Genomic DNA, 17,679 nt, shown 5'->3' on the forward strand with positions numbered 1-17,679 from the left:
ACCAATAAAAGGAGATTCCTCCTTAATCGCTACAGGCGCTCTTTTCGGTTTAATTCTCAGCAGACTCTACTATCCTGAACGCTCCTGTTGTCGCCGGAAGGTCTGTCTATGTATTGCATCGCCAAACACGTCAAAACCAGCGATGTCCATCAGGAAGTACAAAGTCCCATGGAGTTTTCGGCCAGTGGCTTTGGCCGGTTTATTGGCGCATTGTCGGGTGATTCACTGGCTAGCCTGTTAAGTTATCTATCGATTCAAGATCTGGCTAACCTGGAGTTGTTGTCCCGCAGGGTACGTACCGTTTTGCATGATAAATGTGGCATGTCGGTCAGCCAGCTCCACAAGTACTACCAGTACTTTTTATCCTTGCCAAAGGCAGAGCAGCACTTTTATCAGGCGATGGCCACCGGTAATCAGCAACTGCTGCACCACCTCAGGACGGTGCCCACCGTTTTCAGTCCCTGTTACCCTGTCCAGTGCAGACCAGAAGCGCTTTGTGCCTATTACACCAACCATTTCTGTCAACAGGTGATTCATGCGCCATCAGTCACTCTGAAAGCTTCCGGGCGTATGGAGTTCCTGCCGATTGTGTCGGCTTTTTTCCTGAACACTAACCACAACTGCCTGATCAATGAAGACAGCCGGGCCAGAGCCATGCATATCTGGGCTCCGGACAACAGTGGCAGCTGGCATCGGGAGTATTCGATGGATTACACGACGGGAATAAACATGCACAACCAGCCCGGGGGCAATATTCTGTTTCTCCCCTCTCGCCGGTCGTCCGGTCTGCCTTCCGTGCCCGACCGCGGTGGTAGTGCTCACGAATACTTGCTGTCTGTTGTCAGGCGCAGTGATTCCGGTAACTGGTCCGAGGTTCAGCAAATGACTGGAGCCGATATTTATCACAGCTGGGCTCGCCGTCGTATAAATGAAATGATCGTATCCGACGATGGCAAATCGCTGGTGTGCATTGACCGCAGATCGGGAGGGGCCATCCTGTGTTGCGGGACCGATGGCAACTGGCGGCATAATAATGCTTTAAGCTGGGGTGATAACCATGAAATTCGTTTTAGTCCTGATAGCCAGTATCTTGCCCTGTTCGACGGAGCTGAGGTCTCTTTCATAACCCGGGGTGACGATGGCTTATGGTCATGTAGCAACAAAATTGACTTTGGGCTGAGCTGCGATGCTGCTGCCGCCAGTCGGGCGGCGTTGGACAATGACCGACTGTTTGACAATATGGAGTTTGATATGGCATTCAGCCCGGATAGTCGCCATTTTGCCGCATGGTCTGATGACCTCGGGATATACGATGAGGCGATTCCGGGTGAAGAAAAAGAGTTTTATGTCAAAGTTGCCGGGCTTGACCATAACCAACGCTGGTCTCACAAGGTGACCATTACCAAAACACACAGTGACCCACACCGCTGTTTTTTGCTCAGCGTTGATTTTAGCCCTGATGGCAAACTGCTGGTTGTTGCCACTATCAATGGCTTCGACATCTGGAGCCTGGACGACGACGGCTGTTCGCCGGTTATGGAGGATCAGGCTTATATTGAGGGAGCAGGGCAAGTGCTGCGGGACCTGCCAGACATGAAGTTTTCCATGAACTCACGGCTGCTGTGTTTTATGATGACAGCATCGTCGCTGAGCATAGACGACAATGAACTAAGAGCCAGTATCTGGTACCGTGGTGAGTCAGGACAGTGGGAGTGGGCACACGCACTGAATTCCAGCACCCTCCTGAAGGCCAGCCCCCGGGGCAATGCGCTGGTGTGCAGAAGCGAGTCAGAGAGTACGGATATATATCAGTACAAAGATAGCGGCCAATGGTGCAAGCAACCTATTAAACTGTCTATCCTGGAGGCGCGCTTTAACCGGCAAGGCTGCCTGATTGCCGCACGAACCGACGACGGCAGCCTGTTGCTTCTTGGGTTGAGCAGCGACGGAACCTGGCAGGAAAAAAACCGATGGCGGCCAGAAGGACAGATCAGAGATTTTGAGTTCAGCTCCTGCAGCCGCTCTTTACAAACCAGGGTATATCACAACGGGAAAGAGGTCCTCACTTTCTGGCAGATCACGCCTGATTTGGGGGCGAACTGCTGAATGCCCAGTGCTATCATTTTTACTCATGACTCCGGAGATGCTCGTTTGTGTTATTTTTTTGTTTGCACAGGCTTCCCAACGTATTGTTTACCGGATATCACCGTGAATATCCCACCAAGTATAATAATTGAGGATAGAACCAATCGCATGGATACAGCCTCATCAATAAATAATGTGCCGCCTGCTGCGGCCATTACAGGCACCAGAAGTTGCACAACAGCAGCTTGTACTGCTGAAAGTCTGCCTAATGCCATGTACCACAGGGTATAACCAATGCCTGAAGTCAGAGCGCCGACCAAAACTGCAAGAATAATTCCTTTCAGGGAAAGGTGTGAGGATTCAATAGTAAGAACTGTCAGGGCGATAAGGAAAGGCAACGTTCTAATAAAGTTACACATTGTATCACTCAACGGATTGGTGGATTCTTTACCCGCTAACGTATACATCCCCCATGCAATGCCAGAGACTGCCATCAGAATAAAACCATTCAGGGAAGGTGTGGATAAGGTTGGTGCCACCAAATAGATGAAGCCAGAAAAAGCGGTAGTGATACCGATCCATTCAATGAAGCGAACTTTTACTCCTGAAATAAAATTGGCCAGAATCATAGTGATTTGCACCGAGGTAAACAGGATTAGTGCGCCAATTCCGGTATCTAAAATAACGTATGCATAGGAGAAGGTAACGGCATAAATAAACAACATGATGGAAGCATACCAGCTGCCTTTTGCAATTTTTTTGTCACCGGGGTTGAGTAATTTATAGAGTACAACCAGAGAAATGATACCGGACAAGAGACGAATAGAAGTAAAGCTTGCAGCATCTATTTCTTGTTCACCCAAAGCCATTCTGCAAAGAATGGAGTTTCCGGCAAAAGCCAGGAGGGATATTGTAGTGAGTATGACGGCTTTCATTATTGAATTAAATATTTAATGAGTTGGGTAAAAACATAACACCTGGGTTACGGGACGCCGAAGGCATCCCGGACACAACGTCAGATACACAACAGATGTTATGCAATTTTCCCCATGGCTTGCAGACCAGGAGACTGTCGGACTTAAGGCTATTGAAACAGTTTTTCGGATTTTTACTGCCCGACTTCTGAACCAAACCTTAAGTCTTTGTAATAAAACTCTTTATCTTTTTGACCGATTTCTCGTAATACCCGGCAAGGATTTCCCACCGCAACAACATTTGCAGGAATATCTTTGGTTACAACGCTTCCGGCCCCGATGACTGAGTTTTCACCAATGGTAACCCCCGGCAAGACTACAGAGTTTGCACCGATCCAAACATTATTTTTGATGGTTACTGGTATATTAAATTGACCTGCTTTTTTCCGCAGTCCCGGCTCAATCGGATGCCCGGCAGTGGCAATGGTAACATTAGGAGCAATCATGACATGATCACCAATATAAATATACGTATCATCAACAAGCGTTAAATTGAAGTTTGCATAAACGTGCTTTCCAAAATGAGTATGCTTACCCCAGTTTGCTCTTAATGGTGGCTCGATGTAGCAGTTCTCTCCCATTTCAGCAAAAAAACTCAAAAGAATTTGCTCTCTCTTTTTGCTTTCAGAAGGCCGGGTATGATTATAATCATAAAGAGTTTCCAGACATTGCGCTTGCTCGTCAACAAGGGCTTGATCATCTGCAAAATATATTTTACCGCTGTGCATTTTGCTCTTAATTTCATCGAGAGACATGTGAATACTTCTCCAACTCACTGTTTATAGAAAACCTGTTTTTCCCCATCGAGAGCTTTCATCTGATTTAACAATCAAAAGTCAAGCATCTAGTAATTAACACTTACGATCAATATTTCAAGGCATCACTTGACGCTACTGTATCAGACGTTGGCATGGTTGAATAGACTCTGTTGGTACAACTATACGCGGTAAACAAGGTGAGAAATGATTGAGATAATCCGATAAAAAATGCAATAGAAAAATAAAATTTTCATGACTACCTCACCAGTCATGTTAAACAGACTTATGAATATATTGTGAAGTATGGTAGAGGACAGGATTTGAAACTCTCTCTCTATCCTCAATAAAATCCCCTTCATCATTAAGGAACATATCTGATTCATATAAATCATGCCATATATTCTTCCCACGCGGACATCCATCATACAATGATTGAAAATGAGCAGCTTCATCCATTGTAAGACCCTGAGCTGTTGCCACCATGACGGGAAGCAGACGATTGAATCTTGCTAAATGAGCCAGTTCAAGAGCATTACTGTTTGCCCATGTTATGCGCTGGCGCAGTAACTCATTGGTATAAAAAGGTAATAAATCCAAAGCCAGCTCTTCATTGTTTGTTTTAATTGCTAATACCAGGGGGGTATTTTTTCCAAACTGTCCTGACATTATTTTTTGATTTGGTGTAATCAATAATTCATGGCTTTTTTCTTTGAGATAATTTAATAAAGCTCTTGATAAAGTTTTATCTCTGGCTGCAATTGCTGCAGTAAATGGCGTATTTACAAAAGGTGTCGCATCAAATTCCAGCAATGTAGATTCAACTCCTTCTCTTTTCAGAAGCACTGCAATGAACTCTTCCCGCTCTTTTGAATTTAAATTTTTTTTTGCTTCAATTTTTGGCGTATTGGTAATATCAACAATAAGCTTAAATAACACATTGGGCCTGAAAGCACTTCCTCTATAGACAAAAGGATCACCTCCTCTTTGCAATAGTTTTAACGCTTTACCCCAGTCAACCTGACTGGCCGAAAGTACTTTAATAAGCGCCTTGGTTGTTGAACTTTTGCCACTTTCCAGACTTAAGGAGAGAGGTCTTCGCACTTTATCAGAAACAGGTATGTAGGTAAGTTTCAATGGATAAGGAGATACTCTTTTCATCACTCGAAAAGAGCGTTTACTTAATTTTCCAATATCTCCCTTGTGTATAGGGTTACTTTTATCAAAATACCAACTCCTATCATTATACGTCGGCTGCATAGTACCAATCTCGCACTCTATGGGATTTTACCGGCAGTACGATTAGACCACTCCAATTCGGAAAGATTCAAAATTTCTTAATGGCAAAAATCATTTTCACTCAATTTGTATGAAGTAACCAAACTGTTTACAGGCATCGATTCATACGAAGATGCAGTTCTAAATCATAGAGATAATGAAAGTCCGTTGAAACGTATAGAAGCTCAGCATATTGCATATTTGCGAGAGATTTTTGTAAACAGTTAATGCAACTTCAGTGGTGCCACAGGTGTCTGCTGGAGTTTATTGCTAGCCAATGACATGATAGTCGTTGAAAAAGCCGTCAGTCCCTCTCAGTGCTGTGTTTTCTTTAAACGGCTTTGTGGGTCTAAGCTTCTCTAGCACTACAATGCGTCTGGCTAACGAAGTTTAGTAATTTATTTTCAACCTTTAAGCAATATAGCTACTGTCAAAAACTCTGTAATTTAGACATTACGTCAGATGGCTTACAATTTCCAAAACACCCGCTATCAACATTTGAACACCAATGACTGTCAAAATTAATCCCATTAATCGCGTAACAATATCAAGCCCACCTTTTCCAATCAGTGCCATTATCCTGGAGCTGAATATAAAGCAAAAGAAAGTGATCAGGCACAAAAGAGCAAAAATGGAAATGGTCATCAAAACTCTGGTTAACTCACCAGATGCAGAATAATTCATAGCTGTTGCAATGGTTCCCGGCCCTGCAAGCAAAGGTACTGCTAAAGGTGAAACTGCAATATTTTCGAGATTACTTTTATGACTGGACTGTAAACTTGAAGCGTTACCATTCAGCATGTGGTAACCAACAAGAAAAACAAGAATGCCTCCCGAAATTCTTAATGCTGGAAGTGTAATTCCGAAAACATGAAAAATACCTTTACCTAAAACGGAAAAAAGTAAAACTATACCGAAAGTTATTATGAGAGATTTTGCTGCAATTTTAAATCTCTCACTACTGTCACTGTTTCCTACCAAACCATTAAAAGCTGCTGTATTTGCTATTGGATTCATAATTGCAAAAAACCCCAAGAAAACAGACACGGCATGTGTATAAAAATCTTTGTCCATCATTTGCTCCAGCAATATTTCGGAGAAAAAGAACTATGCTATTCAATCAGAAACACCATCAGGAATAATATAGACAAATATTGTTATGTGACTGTTGAAATTGTCGGTTATGCAGTGAGTTGACGCTAAATTCATCGGTGCAGTAGACGTCTGCTGAAATTTTTGGTTTAGAGACTGCCACCCTCTGGTCGCAGTTCAGGACTCTCAGAAACTCGTTCTCATGTCATTGGTCAGGTTCGCTATGGTCTTGCACTGTTCCTGTCTCCCTGTGCCAACATAGTCAGCAATTCCCGACAATCATATGTCTTAAGTCGTATAACATTGTATTATTCAAGCATAAGATTTACGGATGAAATACCCCACTCCGTATGAAGACAGAGTTCCTGATTACTTTGTAGACACACAGAACACTGAAAACACAAGAATATTGAGAGGCTCAGTTGTATCCACCATAAGCGTTTTCAGGCTGATACTCTTACCCACAGTTATTGCTGTTAACAGTTCCGTCCATGAGTCGATAATAAACCAGTCAAACAGCCCCCTTATCCCATGCCAGAGCGATTTTTTTGATTTCGATACCGACAACGCTTTTTGGAAAAGAGGGCAGGCAAGCTGCTCTATCTGATCAATGAGAAAAGCGGTAAATGTCAAGCTGGCAAAGTTTGTCGCCAGATGCATCTCTCCGTGCCCGTAATTGTGTTCCAGGTTGTACCCTTGTGTTTTCAGTGTGTTAAACGTTTCGTTCTCAATTTTCCACTTGGCGCGTGCTCCTCGCATGACTTTGGTCACGTTTTCAAGGGTAATGTAAATATCAGTAACCCAGGTGTTGGTGTATTTCTTTCCTTTGGGACTGATTTCTACGTACTCAAGGTAGTTGACCAATATCTCTTTATGAGACTTATTGATGGGAACTCCATTGACAAACCGGAACCAGTGTCGATAGCCATCTTCGTCGGTATACCCATGGCGAACAACTTTGTTCGCTATGTCCAGCTCATCCACTGCTTCATAAAGTGATAGGTGACTGGTGTCCTTCGCAACCATGATGAAGCTGTAGTTATAGGATTTAACCAGCTTTATCGTGGGTCCATCGGAGTATAAATCGTCAAAGTTGAGCACCAGTTTCAGGTGCGGGTGCTCTCTGGCAATGTTCGCCAGAAGTCTTTTGAGAGCTGTTTGCTCACAGTCGTTTTTTGAGGCATCTACAAAATGGTAAAAAACTTCCGAAAATAGCGGGTCTCAATGGGGTCAAGCAGTTCACGAAGGCGCGAATCACTGGGAACTTGCTCAACACCATAAAGGGATTTCAGGTTATGGAGCTTATCAGCATCATTCAGGCAGTCCTGGTCAAACTTAAGCAACGATGGATATTTCAGATGCATGACAGCAAGACCGCACATGACGGCATCATGCAGAGAGATTTTCGCATGGTTGTTTTTTGGTCGAAAATCCGGAATCTTTGCAGCTTCTTTCGAGACCAGCGAGATCAATTTTTCAGCAAGCGCTTTATTCTTTGATAGAGGCACAATAACACGACAGATCACATTCCTGTCTCCTGTGATCCTGGCTGGAACCTCATCCGTTACCTTCTGGCAGCCGGAGAATCCCCATCACCACAAAGGATGAAAGAACTTGTTGAGTGGTCCGGGCAATTGAGGTTGGCAAAAGACCTTCTGAGCGAGTCGGGAGATAACGAGTCATCAGCCTATCATTGCCCCATTGGCGGAAATTTAATTTCATGGCCGGCAGCAATCGACAAAAAGCAGAACCAGGGTGGGCCACAGACCGTCTATTTTGAGCATGACCTGCTGTTTAAATGGGTTAATAGACACCCCATCCATCCGTTAACATCAGCAGCACTGGACGTGAAAGAGATAAGGACTCACTGTCCAGAATTTTTTGAGCAACTTATTGCAACGCTCGACGGTTAATCTCAGGTCAAGCTCTTCTCTTGGTAGAAAGGAAAAACAACCGATGAATTGCCATAAACCGGGTTAAAAAAAACCGGAGACCCGTTAGAGTTCCGGTTTTTAATCTATCTGTTAACCAAACTGATTATTCAGCTTCGATGAACACCTTGATCGTTGCCGCAACATCAGAATGCAGCTGGATGCCAACGTCGTACTCACCAACAGCACGGATTGGGCCTTCTGGCAGACGGATTTCGCTCTTGGCAACAGCAACACCGGCAGAAGTGATGGCTTCCGCCAGGTCACGAGGACCGATAGAACCGAACAGTTTGCCTTCGTCGCCTGCTTTGGCGGTCAGGGTCAGTTCGATTTCAGCCATTTCTGCAGCGCGCTTCTGAGCACTGCTCAGTTGTTCGTTAGCTGCGCTCTCAAGCTCGGCACGACGAGCTTCGAAAGTCGCCAGATTCGCTTCAGTGGCAGGCAGAGCCTTACCAAAAGGAATCAGAAAGTTACGGCCATAACCGTTCTTAACGGTGACCTTGTCGCCCAGCTTACCAAGCTTGGCAATTTTTTCGAGCAGGATTACTTCCATTTCGCTAGCCTCTATCTAGTACCTGTCATCCCTGATGCAGTCGGTTATTCGCGCGGGCGCGAAAATCAAAAAGACTGTCCAGACATGCAGTTAAAACAATGACTGGGTACGCCAGTTGCGTGACAAAAATCAACAGGATGTAAAACCCTACCAACCAGAAGCTGCCCAGTTGTCGCATCCCCACCAGGCCGTGGATCATGGCAAGCCCCGCCACCAGCAATGGCAGCGTTGCTGCAGGAACCAGCACCAGCAGGTAAGGAACAAAGGTTGCTCCCACCAGGGTAAATGCCAGAAGCCCCATGGCCACCGGGAACGGCAGGCGGATCTGGTGAAACTCTTCACGGAATCCACCCGGGTTAAAAAGCTGTGCCTGCCAGGATCTGGCCAGCACCAACCCGAGGATGCAGATCACCAGGTTAAACCAGGTAATCACACCGATAACCCCGTATTCTACCAACGGCCCAATGCTCGCTACTAAGTCGTCCGTACTCTGCCCTGCCTGCTGAACGTAGTCACGCACCAGTGTCATGACCAGTTCGCTGATCAGGGCGATTTGCTGTGGAGCCAGCTGCGCCATGACCAGAGCGATGAAAGCTCCGGCTGGCAGCAGCGCCAGTAGTGTTTTTTGCCAGGAAACCGTTTGGCGTAATACCAGGGCCAAAGCCACGGTAGTTGTCAAACCGATGATCGTGGAGAACTGTCCCATGGCTGCCCAGGCAATACCCGGCAGCACCGCCCAGGTGAGTATTTTCAGCCCTTCACTGGTACCACGACGTAGCACTACCAGTGAAATGATGGCTGCGCTCACCCAGAACAGCATGGGAATACAGGCAAACACAGTGGCCAGGATCATTGCCTGTTTCGGGCCACGCATTACCAGTTCCGCCAGTCCACGCATCAGCTATACCCTATGAATAAATCAGTGACGATCGGTGTATGGCAGCAGGGCCACGTAACGAGCGCGTTTGATCGCTGTTGCCAGCTGACGCTGGTAACGAGCCTTGGTACCGGTGATACGGCTAGGAACGATCTTGCCGGTTTCAGAAACATAAGCTTTCAGGGTGTTCAGATCTTTGTAATCGATCTCTTTCACGCCTTCAGCGGTAAAACGGCAGAACTTTCTGCGACGGAAAAAACGTGCCATGGCAACGCCTCCTTGAATTTATGCTGGTATGGTAAAGAGCAGGTTAAAGCAGGAACCTTAGCAGTCGTGAACGACTGAGCGTCAGGTCTTACTCTTCAGACTCTTCTACTTCGTCTTCAACGGCTTCTTCAGAGGCACGTTCTTCACGGCGGTCTTCACGACGATCGTCACGACGATCACGCTTTTCTTCAGACTGCAGCATGATAGAAGCTTCAGTGATGGCTTCATCACGACGAATGACCATGTTACGGATAACCGCGTCGTTGTAGCGGAAGTTTTCCGTCAGCTCATCCAGAGTTTCGTTACCACACTCAATGTTCATCAGAACGTAGTGAGCCTTGTGGATCTTGTTGATTGGGTAAGCCAGCTGACGACGGCCCCAGTCTTCAAGACGGTGTACCTTGCCACCATTTTCGGTGATCGCGCGAGTGTAGCGCTCAACCATGGCAGGTACTTGCTCGCTCTGGTCAGGGTGGACCAGGAAAACGATTTCGTAATGACGCATTATTTGCTCCTTACGGGTTAAATAGCCTCCTGCAATTTTTACCTCCGACAACCGTCGAAAAGATTCTATAAAGCAGTAAGGCAAGGAGAGTGTGAGCGCAGGCGCTCACCGGTTATTACATTCACAATGGAGAACCCTCTTGATCGACTCTTGACCAGAAAAGCCCCACTGAGAATGAAATATACGCCGGACAGATTGGCCGGAGCATACAAAGAGCGGGAATTCTAGAGATTTGTTGCGTTGGTTGCAAGAGAGCCGGGCTGGTAATATCCGGTATCGACGTGGTGATTTACCACTTCAGGTCTGTCATTAAACCATCAATCCGCCAGGTATTCGGGCAGATTTGGTGTAAATAAACAGGAAGTCCACGGTAATCAGCAAAAGCTGGTAACATACCCATCCCATTTGGCTAACACTGATTTAACGCATTAAAAGGGCAATATGAAACAATAAGTTATGCAAAGGATGGCTGCTCAAATGACTGTGCGGCAAAGCCATTCAACGATGAGCGTCATGTTCTAAAGGTCGATATAGATTCCAGAGACCGCTCCAATTTACCGTTTTTATTGCCGGGAATGCGTACCCACTATCATTGAATTATGGCCGATCACGAAAGCACAGCACTTATTTATACACCGAAACGGCGAATCGGCCTGTGGCTGCTGCTCATGCTGTGTTTTTCTGCATCGGCCTGGGCGACAAAACCTCTGACCTATAAAATCGATGGGCTCGACCAGGCATTACTGCAAAATGCGATGCTCTACCTTGATAACCTGCCTGCCATCAAACCCGAACAACTGGATGAATACCGGCATGAAATCCGGGAGGCCCTGCAAAAATCCCTGATGGCCCTGGGCTATTACCAGCCCACCATTGACTTTCACAGCAAAAAAGCTGCCAGTCAGCTCACCATTACTATCAATCCGGGTCAGCCAGTGATTGTCCAGTCCCTGCAAATCAATCTGGAGGGTGATGCCCGGCAAGACCGGGCATTTACCCGGTTAATCAGTCAGAGCCGGTTAAAAACGGGCGATGTCCTGAATGATGGTGAATATGAGTCGCTGAAAACAGGGCTCAATAAACTGGCCCTGACCCGCGGTTATTTTGATGCAGACCTGAGTGAACACCAGATCAAAGTCTACCCGGCCAAACATTGGGCTGACATTACCCTGACCATGGAATCTGGCAGACGATACCGGTTCGGACCGGTTATTTATCACGACCTGGTGAGCGAAGCTACCCGTGAGTTGCTGAACACCATGATCAATTTTGAGCCGGGGCAACCGTATCGCTCTGAACAGCTCAGCCAGTTGAACATGGACTTTTCTGCCACCGGATACTTCAAATCCATTGAGGTCCGCCCTCTCAAGGACCAGGCGGTTGATGGTGAAGTTCCGATTTTTGTCAGCGTGATACCCAAATCAGCCTGGGAGCTGGAGACTGGTATCGGTTTCTCTACAGACGAAGGTCCGAGGGTATCCCTGAGTGTCGATAACCCATGGCTGGATGAAAAAGGACACAGTTTCACCAGCGATATCAGAGTATCCAAAACAGGGCAGGAGCTGAGTGGGCGCTATAAAATCCCCTACGGCAACCCTCTGCTGGAATACTACAGCCTGGACAGCGGTTACCAGAGAACGTCGGTTCAGGATACCGACAGTCAGCTTATTTCCGCTTCTGTTAATAAGTGGAAAAAGCGACCGGGTAACTGGGACCAGGACTTTTTTATCCGGGTAGATTATGAGAACTACACCCAGGGGCAGCAGAACAGCAGTAACCTGTTGCTAATACCCGGCATGTCATTTGACCGCCGGAAAGTGGTTGGCAACCCAACGGATCCCCGCTCCGGACACCTCTACAATCTGAAAATCGAAACCTCTGCCCAAGCCTGGCAATCTGATGCGGACTTTATCAAAGTGTGGGGCCGGGCCAAATGGCTGACCACGTTCTTCAAGCATCACCGATTGATCAGCCGAATTGAGCAGGGTGCCATCTGGGTGGACGACATTCAGAATATCCCACCATCCATTCGCTTCTTTACCGGTGGTGACCAGACGGTCCGTGGCTACAGCTATGACAGTCTGTCCCCAAGGGACAGCAACGGCCAGCTGGTTGGCGGCCAGTACCTTTCGGTAGCCAGTATTGAATATGACTATGAAATTGCTGAAAACTGGCGGGTCGCCTTGTTTGTTGACAGCGGAACCGCAACCAACTCCTACAAAAAAGGTCAGGTTGAATGGCAAACCGGGGCTGGGCCGGGCATCCGCTGGGTGACGCCTTTGGGTCCGTTAAAACTGGATTTTGCCTTTGCGATCAGTGAGCCCGGCTCTCCCTGGCGCATCCACTTTTCCATGGGGCCGGATTTATGAGCAGCGCCCCAAACCATAACTCTGAACAGACCGGGTCTGCCCCGGCAGCGCAAGATCAACGCCCAGTGAAAAAAGTATCTCTGATCAAGCGGTGTCTATCAGTCACAGCCGTCTTCCTGCTTACCCTGATCTCACTGCTGCTGTTTACCCACACCGGCAACACCCTGCTCTGGTACCAACTGAACAATGCGTTTCCGGCGCTTGATGGGGAGCTGACAGAAGGCCAGTTGATGACGGGCTGGCATATTCAGAATCTCCGCTGGCAAGATAGCCGGATCCAGTTTCAGGCTGATGATATAACGCTGAAGTGGCAGCTTGGAAAAGTGTTAACCAGGCAGCTGCCGGTACAACTGTTGGAAGTTAAAGGCGGCAACCTTGAGATTCAGCCCGTAGCCGAAGAAACCGTATCTTCAGCACCGCCCTCTACCAATGCAACCGTCGATATTCCCCTGGATATTCTGATCAGTCAGATCCATATCCAGGATTTTGAAGTCACCTTTTCAGGAACCACGGTGTCCCTGGAAACCTTTACCGCAAATGCCCGTCTACAGAATAGTCAGCTGTTTATCCCTGAGGTTCGGGCAGATAACCTTCAGATTGTGTTAAAAGACCAGGACAGCACAACGTCCACTCCAAAGGCTTTAACCCCCAACAAACCAACGTCGGCAGGTATCGATCTCTCAACCATCACACTGCCGGAAGTATCACTCCCAATCCCGGTCAGCCTGAAAAATTTCACACTAACCAATGCCCGCTACCAGCAGGGTGATATTGATGAAACCCTTAAAGCGCTGGCGCTGAGTTTCAACTGGCAAGCGACCCATATCACCAATCTGACACTTAAGGCAGAACAAACCAGGGCCAATATTCATTTAAATGGCGAGATACAGCTAGCTGAAAACTATCCGTTAAACCTGAACCTGAAAACCACTATTCTGGATAATTTCAATATTCCTGAGCTGGCAGCCATGAAAGGGGATAAGCTAGCACTGGAAGCCTCGGGCAATCTTGGTCAACTACAACTGCGGCTTGCCACACAGGGCTCCATCAATTCATTGCTGGAAGGAAATATTGGCCCTCTTGCCCCCAACTTCCCGCTGAGCGTTGCCCTGAAATGGCACGAATTCCAATGGCCGCTGCAAGAAAGTGCATCCGGGGTTTCATCCGACAATGGCTTAGCCAGGATCACAGGCAATCTGAATCAGTACCAGCTCTCACTGAACACATCCATTAAAGTTGCTGAGCAACCAGCAACTCAGCTGCGTTTGGATGCCTCTGGCAGTTTGCAGCAGCTGGATATTGAAACACTGTCACTTAGCCCTGTTGATGAAAACAATCTTTCCGAAAACCCCTTGGAACTGACCGGAACAGTTAACTGGCAAGATGGCATTCATTGGCAAGGTCACATTCTGCTGTCAAAACTACAGCCAGAAGTATGGCTAAGGGAACTTCCCGGCACGCTGAGCGGCAAAGTAACCACTCAATTTACGATGACCGATAGTTTATGGCAGCTCAGCATTCCGGAACTGACGATCAATGGCTCATTACTGAATACCCCTCTTGAGTTGACCGGAAAACTGGCATCCGACAACCAGGTCAGGCCCATGGCCGCTTTACCCTTCAACGTGAATATTCACAGCTTTTATGCAGCGTTTGGCGAGAACCGCCTGAACATCAGTGGACAAATCGCAGAACAGCTATCCCTAAGCGCCAAACTCGATGCCAACTCTCTGGACAGGATCACCCCGGAGCTGAAAGGCTCGTTACAAGGCAGCGTTCAGCTATCAGGGAGCGATAAACATCCAAAGCTTTTATTCAGCTTTGATAGCCCATCCCTAGAGGTTGAACAGACCAGTATCAACCGGTTACAAGTGAACGGCGAATTGACCAGAGCCACCTTACTGGAAGGTAAAACCACCGTTAAGGCGGACTCTCTCAACAGTGGCAATATTCAGCTGAAAAACGTGCTGCTAAATGCCAGTGGCAATGAACGGAATCATCAAATATCCCTGAAAACTCAGGGCGAGCCGGTATCCGGAGAGTTACAGATTAACGGAGCTTGGCACCATGATAACAGCCGTGGCAAATGGCAGGGGCAGTTAGCCAGTGCCAGGGTAATCACACCTGTGGACGCCTGGTCTCTGGAGCAGCCTGTTACCATCGGGCTGAATGCCACCAATAAAGAAGTAAAACTGACGGATCAATGCTGGTTTGCCAAACAGGCACGGCTCTGTATTGATGCATCACACTTTTCAGCCAACCGTGGAACAACACGGTTTCGGCTATCAGACTTTAACCTGTCAACCCTGAAACCACTTCTGCCAGGCAACCTTAACTGGCAGGCCGTACTTTCGGGCAGTGGCGATATCCAGTGGGAAAGCGGTCAGCCCATAGCTCATATCCAAATCCAGACGACGCCGGGTGAAATCACCAGCAACTCCGATCATCCTTTATCAGTGAACTATCAAACACTCTCCACCGTGATTAATCTGAATGAGGATGATCTGCAGGCAGAGTTTGACTTTGACTCAAAACAGCTGGGGGACGCCCACATCCATCTGGCCATCAACAACATGCACAGTGACCAGCCCCTGAGTGGACAAGCCAGACTGCAGGATATGCGCCTGTACTTTCTGCAACCACTGATTCCGGATATCAGTCATATTGATGGTATTTTATCCGCTGACACACGCATGGGTGGAACCCTGAAAGATCCCTTGCTGTTTGGCAATCTGAAACTCCGTGCAGGACAGCTGGCCGCGAAACAGGAAATGGTCAAAGTAAGCCACCTGATCACTGAGCTGAATGTGGATGGCAATAAAGGTGAAGTCAGTGGCAGCATGAAAATAGACGACGGTGAAATGAAGCTGTCAGGTCATCTTGACTGGCAACAGATGCCCCCTTCCGGTGTTATCGATATAACAGGGCAAAACCTGGGAGCCAGAATGCCGGGTATCCTCCAGCTGAAAGCCTCCCCCGATTTAAGGCTGACCATTGGAGCCGCGCAAACCCTGACCGGGAACATCACCATTCCCTGGGCAAGAGCGAACATCAAACAACTGCCCAGACAGGCCGTCACCCCCTCTGACGATGTGGTGATTATCACTCCGGGAACCAGAAAAGCACTGTTGCATGCAAGTCCGCCCTTCTCCATGGATGTGAATGTGATTTTAGGCAAAGACATCAAGATAGACGCCTATGGGCTGAAATCAGACCTTGGCGGCCAACTGCTGCTGGATCTGCAGCCCGAAAAACCAATGACTGCCAATGGCTCTATTCAACTGACCAACGGCCGCTATCATCAATTCGGTCAGGATCTGCTGATTAAAGAGGGGCATATTATTTTCTCCGGCCCGCTATCCAGCCCATACCTGTCGGTGAACGCTATTCGCAACCCCGACAGCATAGAAGACGATGTATCAGTAGGCATGCAGGTGAGCGGCGCCCCTCCCGGCCGGAGTTTTCTATTTATTCGGATCCATCCATGCCACAGCAGGAACAGTGGTCTTACCTGCTCAGAGGGCGGGGACTCGAAGATGGTGACAGTTCGGCAGTGCAATCCATGCTGATCGGTTTCGGTGTCAGTCAGTTTGGCGGCGTAGTGACTTCCATTGGTGAAAAAATTGGCCTATCGGATGTCACGCTCGACACCCAGGGCAGCGGTGATGACACCCGGGTCACCATTGGCGGGACGATTGCGCCCGGCCTGCGGGTGCAATATGGCGCAGGTGTTTTTGACTCTATCGCTGAAGTTAAGGTGCGCTACGAACTAATGCCGCGACTTTACCTTCAGGCCGTTAGCGGCATTGCCCAGGCTATCGACCTTTTCTACCAGTTTACAATTGCGACAGAAAAAAAATAGAGCAACGCAGGAGCAGTTGCCGCGTAGGGCTGTCTATTCTTGGTCAGCCTCTCAGGAGCCTGTCGGACTTAAGTCTGTCCTACTGCGGTTGCGATAAATTGGTCTAAAAATTCCTGCTTCTTCGTCAAATAGCCCCGCTATTCTCCTCAGAAGCAGCAATTTTTATCCTCAATTTCTCGCAATCCTCGCTACGGACGCTTAAGTCCGACAGGCTCCTGGAACGACAATTTGATAAGCCACTGCCCCAAAGCCAGTCTTTTTGAACTGGCCTGGTGAATAGGTAATTTATCCACAAGAGAGTTTCACTGAAACTCCGGGGAGGCAGTGTGGTGACAATCATCGTCGCTGTCGAACCGCCTCAAATAAACACACCCCGGTAGCAACCGACACATTGAGGCTACTGACAGAACCGGCCATTGGAATAAAAATCAGCGAATCACACAGGTCTCTGGTCAGGCGACGCATTCCTTTACCTTCTGCGCCCATGACCAGAGCCAGAGGACCGGTTAAATCCGACTGATAAATATTGCCAGAACTCTCGCCTGCGGTACCAATCATCCAGATACCTCGCTCCTTGAGCCATTCCATACTCCGTGCCAGGTTGGTCACCTGAATCAGAGGTACATTGTCTGCTGCACCACAGGCCACTTTGGTTGCTGTGGCATTGAGACTGGCAGACTTATCCCTGGGCACAATCACCGCATGTACACCTGCCGCATCGGCAGTACGCAGGCAGGCCCCCAGATTGTGAGGGTCCGTAACGCCATCCAGAATCAGGAGAAATGGTGGTTCATTCAGCCCATCAAGAATATCCTCCAGGTCTTCTTCCCGGTAAACCCGGGCGGCAGAGACTCTGGCCATAATACCCTGATGCACACCCTCCGCTTTGGCATCAAGACGGCTGCGTTCAACAAATCGCACGGAAACGCCCTGTTCTCTGGCCTGGTCAACCAGGGCATTGATTCGCTTATCCGTACGACCTTTCTGAATCTGAAGCTCCAGTATTCTTTCGGGCGACCGTTCAAACAGGCTCTGCACTGCATGCAGGCCAAATACTACGTCATTGCTCATTGATTTCTCATATGAAAGCCTTTACAGGCCATAAAATGGGGGATTTTAGCAAAACTGGAA

General features: G+C 47.8%; 14 protein-coding genes and 1 pseudogene. 4 read left to right on the forward strand and 11 right to left on the reverse strand.

Annotated elements, in window-relative coordinates; translation table 11 throughout:
* Positions 1-108 precede the first annotated feature (108 nt).
* Entirely contained in the window at positions 109-2,106 is a 1,998-nt protein-coding gene (locus O3276_RS11365; protein WP_269675722.1) for a WD40 repeat domain-containing protein, read from the forward strand.
* A 50-nt stretch (positions 2,107-2,156) separates the two neighbouring features.
* Here the strand turns inward: O3276_RS11365 and O3276_RS11370 are convergent, their stop codons facing one another.
* The 6 genes from O3276_RS11370 to O3276_RS11395 form a co-directional block, all read right to left on the reverse strand.
* Entirely contained in the window at positions 2,157-3,020 is an 864-nt protein-coding gene (locus O3276_RS11370; RefSeq protein ID WP_269675723.1) for a DMT family transporter, read from the reverse strand.
* A gap of 173 nt (positions 3,021-3,193) precedes the next feature.
* Positions 3,194-3,814 carry a sugar O-acetyltransferase gene (locus O3276_RS11375; protein WP_269675724.1) on the reverse strand — a complete coding sequence of 207 codons (621 nt, stop codon included), beginning with the start codon at positions 3,812-3,814 and terminating at the stop codon, positions 3,194-3,196.
* 276 nt (positions 3,815-4,090) lie between these two features.
* Positions 4,091-5,074, reverse strand: a complete 984-nt coding sequence (locus O3276_RS11380; RefSeq protein WP_269675725.1) for a hypothetical protein — start codon at positions 5,072-5,074, stop codon at positions 4,091-4,093.
* 471 nt (positions 5,075-5,545) lie between these two features.
* Positions 5,546-6,169 carry a MarC family protein gene (locus O3276_RS11385; RefSeq protein WP_269675726.1) on the reverse strand — a complete coding sequence of 208 codons (624 nt, stop codon included), beginning with the start codon at positions 6,167-6,169 and terminating at the stop codon, positions 5,546-5,548.
* Between the two features lie 384 nt (positions 6,170-6,553).
* Positions 6,554-7,210 (reverse strand): hypothetical protein, encoded by a 657-nt coding sequence (locus O3276_RS11390; protein ID WP_269675727.1) that lies wholly within the window; start codon positions 7,208-7,210, stop codon positions 6,554-6,556.
* A 158-nt stretch (positions 7,211-7,368) separates the two neighbouring features.
* Entirely contained in the window at positions 7,369-7,710 is a 342-nt protein-coding gene (locus O3276_RS11395; RefSeq protein WP_269675728.1) for a hypothetical protein, read from the reverse strand.
* Between the two features lie 78 nt (positions 7,711-7,788).
* Between O3276_RS11395 and O3276_RS11400 the strand changes: the two genes are divergently transcribed.
* On the forward strand, positions 7,789-8,097 hold the full coding sequence (locus O3276_RS11400; protein WP_269675729.1) for a hypothetical protein: 309 nt from the start codon (positions 7,789-7,791) through the stop codon (positions 8,095-8,097).
* Between the two features lie 124 nt (positions 8,098-8,221).
* Here the strand turns inward: O3276_RS11400 and rplI are convergent, their stop codons facing one another.
* From rplI to rpsF, 4 genes are all read right to left on the reverse strand, one after another.
* A complete protein-coding gene (gene rplI, locus O3276_RS11405; RefSeq protein WP_101745434.1) occupies positions 8,222-8,668 on the reverse strand; it encodes a 50S ribosomal protein L9 in 447 nt (148 codons plus the stop codon).
* A 25-nt stretch (positions 8,669-8,693) separates the two neighbouring features.
* Entirely contained in the window at positions 8,694-9,566 is an 873-nt protein-coding gene (locus O3276_RS11410) for a hypothetical protein (protein ID WP_269675730.1), read from the reverse strand.
* Positions 9,567-9,587: 21 nt separating this feature from the next.
* The gene (rpsR, locus tag O3276_RS11415) at positions 9,588-9,812 is read right to left on the reverse strand and encodes a 30S ribosomal protein S18 (protein ID WP_020584246.1); all 225 of its coding nucleotides are present in this window, start codon (positions 9,810-9,812) and stop codon (positions 9,588-9,590) included.
* Positions 9,813-9,900: 88 nt separating this feature from the next.
* Positions 9,901-10,317: a 30S ribosomal protein S6 gene (gene rpsF, locus O3276_RS11420; RefSeq protein ID WP_101745436.1), complete on the reverse strand. Its 417-nt coding sequence runs from the start codon at positions 10,315-10,317 to the stop codon at positions 9,901-9,903.
* A gap of 599 nt (positions 10,318-10,916) precedes the next feature.
* Between rpsF and tamA the strand changes: the two genes are divergently transcribed.
* Positions 10,917-12,686, forward strand: coding sequence for an autotransporter assembly complex protein TamA (tamA, locus tag O3276_RS11425; RefSeq protein WP_269675731.1), 1,770 nt, complete (start codon positions 10,917-10,919; stop codon positions 12,684-12,686).
* Positions 12,683-16,548 (forward strand): annotated as a pseudogene (tamB, locus tag O3276_RS11430) (autotransporter assembly complex protein TamB). Before tamA ends, tamB begins: the two are co-directional and overlap by 4 nt.
* A 336-nt stretch (positions 16,549-16,884) precedes the next feature.
* Here tamB and rlmB read toward each other — a convergent pair.
* Entirely contained in the window at positions 16,885-17,619 is a 735-nt protein-coding gene (gene rlmB / locus O3276_RS11440; protein ID WP_269675734.1) for a 23S rRNA (guanosine(2251)-2'-O)-methyltransferase RlmB, read from the reverse strand.
* Positions 17,620-17,679: the final 60 nt, after the last annotated feature.

This window comes from Endozoicomonas sp. GU-1 (genome assembly GCF_027366395.1).
Classification (GTDB): Bacteria; Pseudomonadota; Gammaproteobacteria; order Pseudomonadales; family Endozoicomonadaceae; genus Endozoicomonas.

Coding starts and splice junctions, on each gene's coding strand:
- O3276_RS11365 (WP_269675722.1), top strand. CDS start 109: ATGTATTGCATCGCCAAACACGTCAAAACCAGCGATGTCCATCAGGAA.
- O3276_RS11370 (WP_269675723.1), bottom strand. CDS start 3,020: ATGAAAGCCGTCATACTCACTACAATATCCCTCCTGGCTTTTGCCGGA.
- O3276_RS11375 (WP_269675724.1), bottom strand. CDS start 3,814: ATGTCTCTCGATGAAATTAAGAGCAAAATGCACAGCGGTAAAATATAT.
- O3276_RS11380 (WP_269675725.1), bottom strand. CDS start 5,074: ATGCAGCCGACGTATAATGATAGGAGTTGGTATTTTGATAAAAGTAAC.
- O3276_RS11385 (WP_269675726.1), bottom strand. CDS start 6,169: ATGATGGACAAAGATTTTTATACACATGCCGTGTCTGTTTTCTTGGGG.
- O3276_RS11390 (WP_269675727.1), bottom strand. CDS start 7,210: ATGGTTGCGAAGGACACCAGTCACCTATCACTTTATGAAGCAGTGGAT.
- O3276_RS11400 (WP_269675729.1), top strand. CDS start 7,789: ATGAAAGAACTTGTTGAGTGGTCCGGGCAATTGAGGTTGGCAAAAGAC.
- rplI (WP_101745434.1), bottom strand. CDS start 8,668: ATGGAAGTAATCCTGCTCGAAAAAATTGCCAAGCTTGGTAAGCTGGGC.
- O3276_RS11410 (WP_269675730.1), bottom strand. CDS start 9,566: ATGCGTGGACTGGCGGAACTGGTAATGCGTGGCCCGAAACAGGCAATG.
- rpsR (WP_020584246.1), bottom strand. CDS start 9,812: ATGGCACGTTTTTTCCGTCGCAGAAAGTTCTGCCGTTTTACCGCTGAA.
- rpsF (WP_101745436.1), bottom strand. CDS start 10,317: ATGCGTCATTACGAAATCGTTTTCCTGGTCCACCCTGACCAGAGCGAG.
- tamA (WP_269675731.1), top strand. CDS start 10,917: ATGGCCGATCACGAAAGCACAGCACTTATTTATACACCGAAACGGCGA.
- rlmB (WP_269675734.1), bottom strand. CDS start 17,619: ATGAGCAATGACGTAGTATTTGGCCTGCATGCAGTGCAGAGCCTGTTT.